Source organism: Allosphingosinicella sp. (assembly GCF_035626655.1).
Taxonomy (GTDB): Bacteria; Pseudomonadota; Alphaproteobacteria; order Sphingomonadales; family Sphingomonadaceae; genus Allosphingosinicella.
Window position 1 is genome coordinate 23,403 of the sequence record NZ_DASPNF010000021.1, and the last position, 9,240, is coordinate 32,642.

The window sequence follows — 9,240 nt, forward strand, 5'->3', positions numbered from 1 at the left end:
CTTGCCAAGCGGGCGAAGCGGCTTCACGCTGCGGCCATGGCGCAGAGCATGCACGACAGCCAGGGCGATCCGCGCAACGCGGACATCCTGATCAACGTCAACGGCGCGCTGAAGCAGCGGGCCGAGGCGACGGTCTCGGTGTTCGATTCCGGCTTCGTGCTTGGCGACGGCGTCTGGGAGGGGTTGCGGGTCCACAAGGGGCGGTACGCTTTTCTGGAGGCGCATCTCGACCGGCTCTACGAGGGCGCCAGGGCGATCGCGCTCGACATCGGGCTGGACCGGGCGGCGCTGACCCGGCGGCTCTACGAGACGCTCGACGCCAACCGGATGACCGACGGCGTCCATGTCCGGCTGATGGTGACGCGGGGCCTGCGCTCGACGCCCTATCAGGATCCGCGTGTCGTCGTCTCGGGCGCGACCATCGTGATCGTGCCGGAATATAAGGAGCCGCTGCCGGCAATCGTCGAGACCGGGATCACCCTGTTCACCGTCCATGTCCGCCGCGGCTTTCCCGACGTGCAGGACCCGAAGCTCAACTCGCACAGCAAGCTCAACTGCATCACCGCCTGCATCCAGGCCATCGAGGCCGGGGCGGACGAGGCGCTGATGCTCGACCCGCACGGCTTCGTCGCGACCTGCAACTCGACCCATTTCTTCATCGTGCGCAGGGGCGAGGTCTGGACTTCCTCGGGCGATTATTGCCTCGGCGGGATCACCCGGGCGAACGTGATCCGGCTCTGCCGGGAGAACGGGATCCCGGTGTTCGAGAAGAATTTCTCGCTGACCGACGTCTATGGCGCCGACGAGGCGTTCGTGACCGGGACCTTCGCGGGCGTCGTGCCTGCGCGGGTGGTGGACGGGCGCGCGCTGACCGGCGGACGCGGGCCGATGACCGAAAGGCTGCAGGGGCTCTACAGGGCGCTGGTCGAGGCGGACGTGGGAGCAGCCGCGCGCCCATGACGCTGCGCATCGCCATGTGGTCGGGTCCGCGGAACCTCTCGACGGCGATGATGCGCAGCTTCGGCAACCGGGCCGACACGGTGGTCAGCGACGAGCCTTATTACGGCGCCTTCCTGAAGACGAGCGGCGCGCCGCATCCGATGGCGGCCGAGACGATCGCCGCGATGGACTGCGACTGGGCAAGCGTGGCGCGGACGCTTTCCGGGCCCGCGCCGGGCGGCAAGCCGGTCTGGTATCAGAAGCATATGTGGCACCATATGGTCGGGCCGGTCGGCTATCGGGATTTCGCGGGCTTCACCCATGCCTTCCTGATCCGCGAGCCGGCGCGGATGATCGCCTCCTACCTGCGCAAGCGCGAGGCGGCGGAATTCGGGGATTTCGGGCTCGAGCGGCAGGCCGAATTTTTCGAGCGCGAGGCGGACCGGCTGGGGCGGGCGCCGCCCGTGGTCGACGCCTCCGACGTGCTCGCCGATCCCGAAGGGGTGCTGAGGCCGCTCTGCGCGGCGCTGGGGATTGGCTGGGACCCGGCGATGCTGGCCTGGCCGCCGGGGCGTCGGGCGACGGACGGCCCCTGGGCGCCGCACTGGTACCAGGCGGTCGAGGCCTCGACCGGCTTCGGCCCGCCCGACCCGCCGCCCGCCGGCCTGCCCGACGAGGCGAAGCGGCTCACAGAGCGCTGCCGGCCCTATTACGAGCGTCTGGCCGCGCACCGCCTTGCTCCGCACGGGCCTGGATGACTAAAGGCACAGACGGGAGAAAGGGATGAAGCGGACAGGCGCACTGGCGCTGGCGATGCTGATCGCGGCCTGCAACAGCGGCTCTGACTCTGGCCGCGCCGGCCGCCCCGGCAATGGCGCGGGCCTCGCCGCCGAGGGCGACGCGCACGACACGGCGGCGACCCTCGCCCTGGCCGCGAGCGGCCCCGGCAATTGCTCGGCCCGCTGGGACGGCCAGCCGGCGACGACCCAGCAGGTGCTGGACCGGAGCGCCGCAGCGGTCGGGCAGGCGATCGACCGGGCCGGCGGCATCGCCAACCTGACCGAGGAGACGCTTCCCGCGCTGGCGGTCACGGCCCCGGCCGATCTCGCCTTCGCCTGCGCCGACAGCTTCCTGGCGCCGGTCCGCCGCGCGGGCGTCGCGACCCTGTTGCTGAGCGTGGAGGGCGGACCGGAGGCGGCGCTTGCGGACTTCACCTTGAGCGATATCGGCGCGCCGCCGCCCTCGGTCGTGCTCGCGATCGGGGCCGGCGGGCGCCTGACCTGGAACGGCGAGGCGGTCGCCCTCGGCGCGCTTGCCGAACGGGTGCGCCAGCTGAGCGGCGCCGGCGCGGCCGAGATGGAGGCGCCGGCGGGCGAGCTCGAGATCCGGCCCGCGCGCGAGGCGACCTTCGGGCAGGTCCACGCCGCCCTCCGCGCCGTCCGCGAGGGCCGGATCCGCGCGGCTTTGCTGCTTCCGTCCGTGCCACCGAATCGGCTGCCGGCGCCCACCGCCGCGCCGCCGCCTCCGCCGGCGCCCGCCAACCAGGCGGCGCCGCGGCCCTGAACCGGCCGGCACCCGGCTCATCAACTTGCAAATCCGCCCGGTTGACCCACATAGGCGTGGCGGTTATAGGCCGCCGCGCCCGAGGGCTGGTGGTGGCTGACAAGCCAGACGCTGCCCCAAAGGGCGTTTTTTGAGCTGAACACTGCTGCATGTGAAGCAAGGGCCTGGGGGGCCGAAAAGGCCGCCCCGGCAATCTTGCGCATTTTGCATTGCAGTAGAGTAACTTAAGGAAGTGAAGGGCTTCATGCCGACGATCAACCAGCTGATCCGCAAGGGTCGCGAACCGCAGAAGGCCAAATCCAAGGTCCCTGCCATGGAGCAGAACCCGCAGAAGCGCGGCGTCTGCACCCGCGTCTATACGACGACTCCGAAGAAGCCGAACTCGGCGCTGCGCAAGGTGGCCAAGGTCCGCCTGACCAACCAGCGCGAGGTCATCAGCTACATCCCCGGCGAAGGCCACAACCTCCAGGAGCACAGCGTGGTGCTCATCCGCGGCGGCCGCGTGCGCGACCTCCCCGGTGTCCGTTACCACGTGCTGCGCGGCGTCCTCGACACCCAGGGTGTGAAGGACCGCCGGCAGAGCCGTTCCAAGTACGGCGCCAAGCGCCCGAAATAAGAAGAGGATAGAGTCAGATGTCTCGCCGCCGCCGCCCTGAGAAGCGCGAAATCCTGCCCGATCCGAAGTTCGGGGATGTCGTGCTCAGCAAGTTCATGAACAACATCATGCTCGACGGGAAGAAGTCCGTCGCCGAGGGGATCGTCTATGGCGCCCTCGAGACGATCGAGACCCGCGCCAAGAAGGATCCGCTGGGCGTGTTCCACGACGCGCTCAACAATGTGAAGCCGGGCATCGAGGTCCGCAGCCGCCGCGTCGGCGGTGCGACCTACCAGGTCCCGGTCGAGGTGCGCCAGGAGCGCGCCCAGGCGCTGGCGATCCGCTGGCTGATCTCGGCGGCGCGCAGCCGCTCGGAGAAGACGATGGCCGGAAGGCTGTCGGGCGAGCTGATGGACGCCGCCGCCAATCGCGGCAACGCGGTCAAGAAGCGCGAGGACACGCACCGCATGGCGGAAGCGAACCGCGCCTTCAGCCATTACCGCTGGTAACAATCATCGCCTACCGGGGGCGTCATCCCGGAATGGAGTAAATTGTCATGGCCCGCAGCCATCCGCTCGAGCGCTACCGCAATATCGGCATCATGGCGCACATCGATGCCGGCAAGACGACGACGACCGAGCGCATCCTTTATTATACCGGCAAGTCCTACAAGATCGGCGAGGTCCATGAGGGCACCGCCACGATGGACTGGATGGAGCAGGAGCAGGAGCGCGGCATCACGATCACGTCCGCGGCGACGACCTGCGTCTGGAAGGCCGACGAGGGCCAGGGCCCCGAGCACCGGATCAACATCATCGACACGCCGGGCCACGTCGACTTCACCATCGAGGTGGAGCGTTCGCTGCGCGTCCTCGACGGCGCGGTCGCCTGCTTCGACGGCGTCGCCGGCGTCGAGCCGCAGTCGGAGACCGTGTGGCGCCAGGCCGACAAATATGGCGTGCCGCGGATGTGCTTCATCAACAAGCTCGACCGCACCGGCGCGAACTTCGAATATTGCGTTCAGTCGATCATCGATCGCCTGGGCGCGACGCCGGCCGTCCTTTATCTGCCGATCGGCATCGAGAGCCAGTTCAAGGGCCTGGTCGACCTGGTCGAGCAGCGCGCGATCATCTGGCTCGAGGAGAGCCTGGGGGCAAAGTTCGAATATCAGGAGATCCCGGACGACCTGAAGGACAAGGCCGCCGCGGCCCGCGAGAAGCTGGTCGAGCTCGCCGTCGAGCAGGACGACGAGGCGATGGAAGCCTATCTGGAGGGCAACCAGCCCGACACCGCGACGCTGAAGCAGCTGATCCGCAAGGGCACGCTGGCGATGGCGTTCGTGCCGGTCGTCTGCGGCTCGGCGTTCAAGAACAAGGGCGTGCAGCCCCTGCTCGACGCCGTCGTCGACTACCTCCCGAGCCCGCTCGACGTCCCGGCCATCAAGGGCGTGCTGCCCAATGGTGACGAGGACACGCGTGCGTCCGACGACGCGGCGCCCTTCGCGGCGCTGGCGTTCAAGATCATGAACGACCCCTATGTCGGCACCCTGACCTTCGCCCGCATCTATTCGGGCAAGCTCGAAACCTCTTCGCAGGTCACGAACTCGGTCAAGGACAAGAAGGAAAAGGTCGGCCGCATGCTGCTCATGCATGCCAATGAGCGCGAGGACATCCAGATGGCCTATGCCGGCGACATCGTCGCCCTGGCCGGCCTGAAGGACACGACCACCGGCGACACTTTGTGCGCGCCGTCGGCCCCGATCATCCTGGAGCGGATGGAATTCCCGGATCCGGTCATCGAGCTCTCGGTCGAGCCGAAGACGAAGGCCGACCAGGAGAAGATGGGCATCGCCCTCAACCGTCTTGCCCGCGAGGATCCGTCCTTCCGCGTGTCGACCGATCACGAATCCGGCCAGACCATCATCAAGGGGATGGGCGAGCTCCACCTCGAGATCCTGGTCGACCGCATGAAGCGCGAGTTCAAGGTCGACGCCAATGTCGGCGCGCCGCAGGTCGCCTATCGCGAGTATCTCAAGAAGCCGGTCGAGCTGGTCTACACGCACAAGAAGCAGTCGGGCGGCTCCGGCCAGTTCGGCGAGGTCAAGGTGCAGGTGAAGCCGGGCGAGCGCGGGTCGGGCTTCGTCTTCGTCGACGAGGTCAAGGGCGGCAATATCCCGCGCGAATATATCCCCTCGGTCGAGAAGGGCATGCGCGAGACTGCCGAGACCGGCAGCGTGATCGGCTTCCCGATCGTCGACCTCGAAGTGCATCTGATCGACGGCAAGTATCACGACGTCGACTCGTCGGCGCTCGCGTTCGAGATCACGGGCCGCGGCGCGATGCGTGAGGCCGCGCAGAAAGCGGGCATCACGATCCTCGAGCCGATCATGAAGGTTGAGATCGTGACCCCGGACGACTATCTGGGCGACGTAATCGGCGACCTCAACAGCCGTCGCGGGCAGATCCAGGGTACCGATACCCGCGGCAATGCCCAGGCGGTCGAGGCGCTCGTGCCGCTTGCGAATATGTTCGGCTACGTTAATGAGCTTCGCTCCTTCACGCAGGGACGCGCTCAGTACACGATGCAGTTCTCGCACTATGACGAGGTGCCGGCGAACGTCGCTGAAGAGGTCAAGGCGAAGCTGGCCTAACCGGCCGGCTCCGCAGGACAATTTGAAAGAAAGAGGTTAGGGAAAATGGCTAAGGCTAAATTCGAGCGGACGAAGCCGCACTGCAACATCGGCACCATCGGTCACGTCGACCATGGCAAGACCTCGCTGACCGCCGCGATCACCAAGGTGCTCGCCGAGACGGGCGGCGCGACCTATGTCGATTATGCGAACATCGACAAGGCGCCGGAAGAGCGCGAGCGCGGCATCACCATCTCGACCGCTCACGTCGAGTATGAGACCGAGAAGCGCCACTATGCGCACGTCGACTGCCCCGGCCACGCCGACTATGTGAAGAACATGATCACCGGCGCCGCCCAGATGGACGGCGCGATCCTGGTCGTGTCGGCCGCCGACGGCCCGATGCCGCAGACCAAGGAGCACATCCTGCTCGCCAAGCAGGTCGGCGTGCCGACCATGGTCGTCTTCCTGAACAAGGTCGACCAGGTCGACGATCCCGAGCTGCTCGAGCTGGTCGAGCTCGAGATCCGCGAGGAGCTTTCCAAGCGCGACTTCGACGGCGACAACATTCCGATCATCTCGGGTTCGGCGCTCGCCGCCCTCGAGGATTCGAACGAGGAGACCGGCAAGCAGGCGATCCTGAAGCTGATGGCCGCCGTCGACGAGTGGATCCCGCAGCCGGAGCGTCCGCTGGACAAGCCGTTCCTGATGCCGATCGAGGACGTGTTCTCGAGCTCGGGCCGCGGCACCGTGGTCACCGGCCGCGTCGAGACCGGCGTGATCAAGGTCGGCGAGGAAGTCGAGATCGTCGGCATCAAGGACACCAAGAAGACGACCGTCACCGGCGTCGAGATGTTCCGCAAACTGCTCGACCAAGGCCAGGCCGGCGACAATATCGGCGCGCTGATCCGCGGCGTTGGCCGTGAAGAGGTGGAGCGCGGCCAGGTTCTGGCCAAGCCCGGCTCGATCACGCCGCACACCGAGTTCACCTCGGAGGTCTACGTCCTGTCGAAGGACGAGGGCGGCCGTCACACGCCGTTCTTCGCCAACTATCGTCCGCAATTCTACTTCCGGACGACGGACGTCACCGGCGAGGTGGTCCTCCCCGAGGGCACCGAAATGGTCATGCCCGGCGACAACGTTCAGCTCACCGTGAAGCTGATCGCGCCGATCGCCATGGACCAGGGCCTGCGCTTCGCGATCCGCGAGGGCGGCCGCACGGTCGGCGCGGGGGTTGTCGCGACGATCACGAAGTAGTAAGGGCCGCGAGCCGCCCGGGTCGGAGAGATTCGGGCGGCTTCGGTTTTTGCAGGTAAGCTTAAGCCCTTCGGGGTGGTTCTTTCGCATCGGTAGTGGACATGGAAACGCAGAATATCCGCATTCGCCTGAAGGCCTTCGACCATCGTGTGCTCGACCAGGCCACCGGGGACATCGCCGACACCGCTCGGCGCACGGGTGCGCTCATTCGCGGTCCGATTCCGCTGCCGACGCGTATCGAGAAGTTCACCGTGAACCGCTCGCCGCATGTCGACAAGAAGTCGCGGGAGCAGTTCGAGGTCCGGACGTACAAAAGGCTGCTCGACATCGTGCAGCCCACGCCGCAGACGGTCGACGCGCTGATGAAGCTCGACCTCGCCGCCGGCGTCGACGTCGAGATTAAATTGGCTTGAGCCAATTTACGTCACCCCGGCGGAGGCTGGGGTCCATACGGTCTCCGAGGCCGCCTGGATGCCAGCCTTCGCTGGCATGACGGAAAGGGAAGGGCCCGCTCTTCCCGAGAGATAAGGGATACCGCCGGAGCCTGCTCCGGGTCTGCGTCCCCCGTCCTCCCCGCTCCGGCGGGGAATTGGCCCAGACGGGGCACGCATCGTTTTAAGGGTCAGCACGCCCCCGGAGGTAACTTCGGGGGCCTATGCATAAGGAGTTTGGTCATGCGTACCGGCGTGATCGCGAAGAAAGTGGGGATGACCCGCCTGTTCCAGGACGATGGCCGCCATGTGCCGGTGACCGTCCTGGCGCTCGACAATCTGCAGGTCGTCGCGCAGCGCACGGCCGACAATGACGGCTACAATGCCGTCCAGCTCGGTGCGGGTTCGGCCAAGGCCAAGAATCTGAGCAAGCCGCAGCGCGGCCATTTCGGCAAGGCCGAGGTGGAGCCCAAGGCGAAGGTCGTGGAGTTCCGCGTCGACGAGGGCAATCTGCTCGACGTCGGGGCCGAGCTCAGCGCCGACCATTTCGTCGCCGGCCAGCTGGTCGACGTCCAGGGCGTGACCCAGGGCAAGGGCTTCGCCGGCGCGATGAAGCGCTGGGGCTTCGGCGGTCTGCGCGCCACCCACGGCGTCTCCGTCTCGCACCGTTCGCACGGCTCCACCGGCAACCGCCAGGATCCGGGCCGCGTCTTCAAGAACAAGAAGATGGCCGGCCATATGGGCGCGAAGAACCGCACCCAGCAGAATCTCGAAATCGTCCGCACCGACGCCGATCGCGGCCTCATCTTCGTGAAGGGCTCCGTGCCCGGTCACAAGGGCAGCTGGCTGCTGGTCAAGGACGCGGTGAAGGTTCCGGCCCATGCCGACCTTCCGTTCCCCGCCGGCCTGAAGCAGGCCGCCTCGCCCGTCACCGAGGCGCCCGCCGAGGAGATCGAGAACGAGGTGATCGAGGAGGCCGCGGTCAACGAGGCTCCCGCCGCCGAGGCCCAGACCCCGGAGGCTGCTGCCCCCGAGGCCGCCCCGGCCGAGACCGCTGCCGAAACCGCCGCGCCCGAGGCTGAGGCCGAAGCGCCGGCCGCCGACGAGAGCAAGGAAGGCTAATCATGAAGGTCAAGGTTCAAAGCCTCGACGGCAAGGGCAAGGGCTCCGACCTGGAGCTCAATGATGATGTGTTCGGCCTCGAGCCGCGCGCCGACATCCTGCACCGGGTCGTCACCTGGCAGCTCGAGAAGCGCCGCGGCACCGCCCGCGCTGCGCGTGAGCGTTCGGACGTCGCCCGCACCGGCAAGAAGTATGGCCGGCAGAAGGGCGGCGGCACCGCCCGTCACGGCGACCGCCGCGCCCCGATCTTCGTCGGCGGCGGCAAGGCGCACGGCCCCCGGGTCCGCGACTTCAATCCGTCGCTGAACAAGAAGGTGCGCGCGCTGGGCCTGAAGATGGCGCTCTCCGCCAAGGCGAAGGCCGGCAATCTGGTCGTGCTCGACAATCTCGACATGAAGGAGGCGAAGACCGCCGCCCTCAAGGCGCAGATTGCCAAACTCGGCTTCGGCAAGAACGCCCTGGTCATCGACGGCGACGCGCTGAACGTCGGCTTCGCGCTGGCTTCGTCCAACCTGGCGGAGATCAACCTCCTCCCGGCGGTCGGCGCCAATGTCTACGACATTCTCAATCACGAGACCCTGGTGCTGACCCGCGCCGCGGTCGAGCAGCTGGAGGGCCGCTTCAATGGCTAAGGCGAAGAAGCAGGCCGCTTCCTCCGCGGTCGACATCAACCATTATGACGTCATCGTGGCGCCGCACATCAC

The 9,240-nt window shown here is 67.2% G+C and carries 10 protein-coding genes; all 10 read left to right on the forward strand.

Translation table 11 applies throughout. The features are described 5' to 3' along the window. Positions 1-36 precede the first annotated feature (36 nt). The 10 genes from VEC11_RS16745 (at position 37) to rplD (ending at position 9,168) form a co-directional block, all read left to right on the forward strand. A complete protein-coding gene (locus VEC11_RS16745; RefSeq protein ID WP_464134636.1) occupies positions 37-960 on the forward strand; it encodes an aminotransferase class IV in 924 nt (307 codons plus the stop codon). Continuing rightward, positions 957-1,697, forward strand: a complete 741-nt coding sequence (locus VEC11_RS16750) for a sulfotransferase-like domain-containing protein (protein ID WP_464134638.1) — start codon at positions 957-959, stop codon at positions 1,695-1,697. The genes VEC11_RS16745 and VEC11_RS16750 overlap by 4 nt, the downstream gene beginning before the upstream one ends. A gap of 25 nt (positions 1,698-1,722) precedes the next feature. After that, positions 1,723-2,502 (forward strand): ExbD/TolR family protein, encoded by a 780-nt coding sequence (locus tag VEC11_RS16755; protein ID WP_464134640.1) that lies wholly within the window; start codon positions 1,723-1,725, stop codon positions 2,500-2,502. 244 nt (positions 2,503-2,746) lie between these two features. After that, entirely contained in the window at positions 2,747-3,118 is a 372-nt protein-coding gene (rpsL, locus tag VEC11_RS16760; protein WP_028969180.1) for a 30S ribosomal protein S12, read from the forward strand. 17 nt (positions 3,119-3,135) lie between these two features. Beyond that, positions 3,136-3,606, forward strand: a complete 471-nt coding sequence (gene rpsG, locus VEC11_RS16765) for a 30S ribosomal protein S7 (protein WP_464134646.1) — start codon at positions 3,136-3,138, stop codon at positions 3,604-3,606. Positions 3,607-3,653: 47 nt separating this feature from the next. Continuing rightward, positions 3,654-5,747 (forward strand): elongation factor G, encoded by a 2,094-nt coding sequence (gene fusA / locus VEC11_RS16770; protein ID WP_464134651.1) that lies wholly within the window; start codon positions 3,654-3,656, stop codon positions 5,745-5,747. 45 nt (positions 5,748-5,792) lie between these two features. Further along, the gene (gene tuf / locus VEC11_RS16775) at positions 5,793-6,983 is read left to right on the forward strand and encodes an elongation factor Tu (RefSeq protein WP_464134653.1); all 1,191 of its coding nucleotides are present in this window, start codon (positions 5,793-5,795) and stop codon (positions 6,981-6,983) included. 101 nt (positions 6,984-7,084) lie between these two features. Continuing rightward, complete coding sequence (gene rpsJ / locus VEC11_RS16780; protein ID WP_028969184.1) at positions 7,085-7,396, forward strand: 30S ribosomal protein S10; 312 nt, start codon at positions 7,085-7,087, stop codon at positions 7,394-7,396. 261 nt (positions 7,397-7,657) lie between these two features. Next, positions 7,658-8,536 carry a 50S ribosomal protein L3 gene (gene rplC, locus VEC11_RS16785; RefSeq protein ID WP_464134656.1) on the forward strand — a complete coding sequence of 293 codons (879 nt, stop codon included), beginning with the start codon at positions 7,658-7,660 and terminating at the stop codon, positions 8,534-8,536. A gap of 2 nt (positions 8,537-8,538) precedes the next feature. Then, a complete protein-coding gene (gene rplD, locus VEC11_RS16790; protein ID WP_464134659.1) occupies positions 8,539-9,168 on the forward strand; it encodes a 50S ribosomal protein L4 in 630 nt (209 codons plus the stop codon). Positions 9,169-9,240: the final 72 nt, after the last annotated feature.

Bases quoted from the DNA above. Each gene is read 5' to 3' on its own strand.
- VEC11_RS16745 (WP_464134636.1), top strand. From the start codon at position 37: ATGGCGCAGAGCATGCACGACAGCCAGGGCGATCCGCGCAACGCGGAC.
- VEC11_RS16750 (WP_464134638.1), top strand. From the start codon at position 957: ATGACGCTGCGCATCGCCATGTGGTCGGGTCCGCGGAACCTCTCGACG.
- VEC11_RS16755 (WP_464134640.1), top strand. From the start codon at position 1,723: ATGAAGCGGACAGGCGCACTGGCGCTGGCGATGCTGATCGCGGCCTGC.
- rpsL (WP_028969180.1), top strand. From the start codon at position 2,747: ATGCCGACGATCAACCAGCTGATCCGCAAGGGTCGCGAACCGCAGAAG.
- rpsG (WP_464134646.1), top strand. From the start codon at position 3,136: ATGTCTCGCCGCCGCCGCCCTGAGAAGCGCGAAATCCTGCCCGATCCG.
- fusA (WP_464134651.1), top strand. From the start codon at position 3,654: ATGGCCCGCAGCCATCCGCTCGAGCGCTACCGCAATATCGGCATCATG.
- tuf (WP_464134653.1), top strand. From the start codon at position 5,793: ATGGCTAAGGCTAAATTCGAGCGGACGAAGCCGCACTGCAACATCGGC.
- rpsJ (WP_028969184.1), top strand. From the start codon at position 7,085: ATGGAAACGCAGAATATCCGCATTCGCCTGAAGGCCTTCGACCATCGT.
- rplC (WP_464134656.1), top strand. From the start codon at position 7,658: ATGCGTACCGGCGTGATCGCGAAGAAAGTGGGGATGACCCGCCTGTTC.
- rplD (WP_464134659.1), top strand. From the start codon at position 8,539: ATGAAGGTCAAGGTTCAAAGCCTCGACGGCAAGGGCAAGGGCTCCGAC.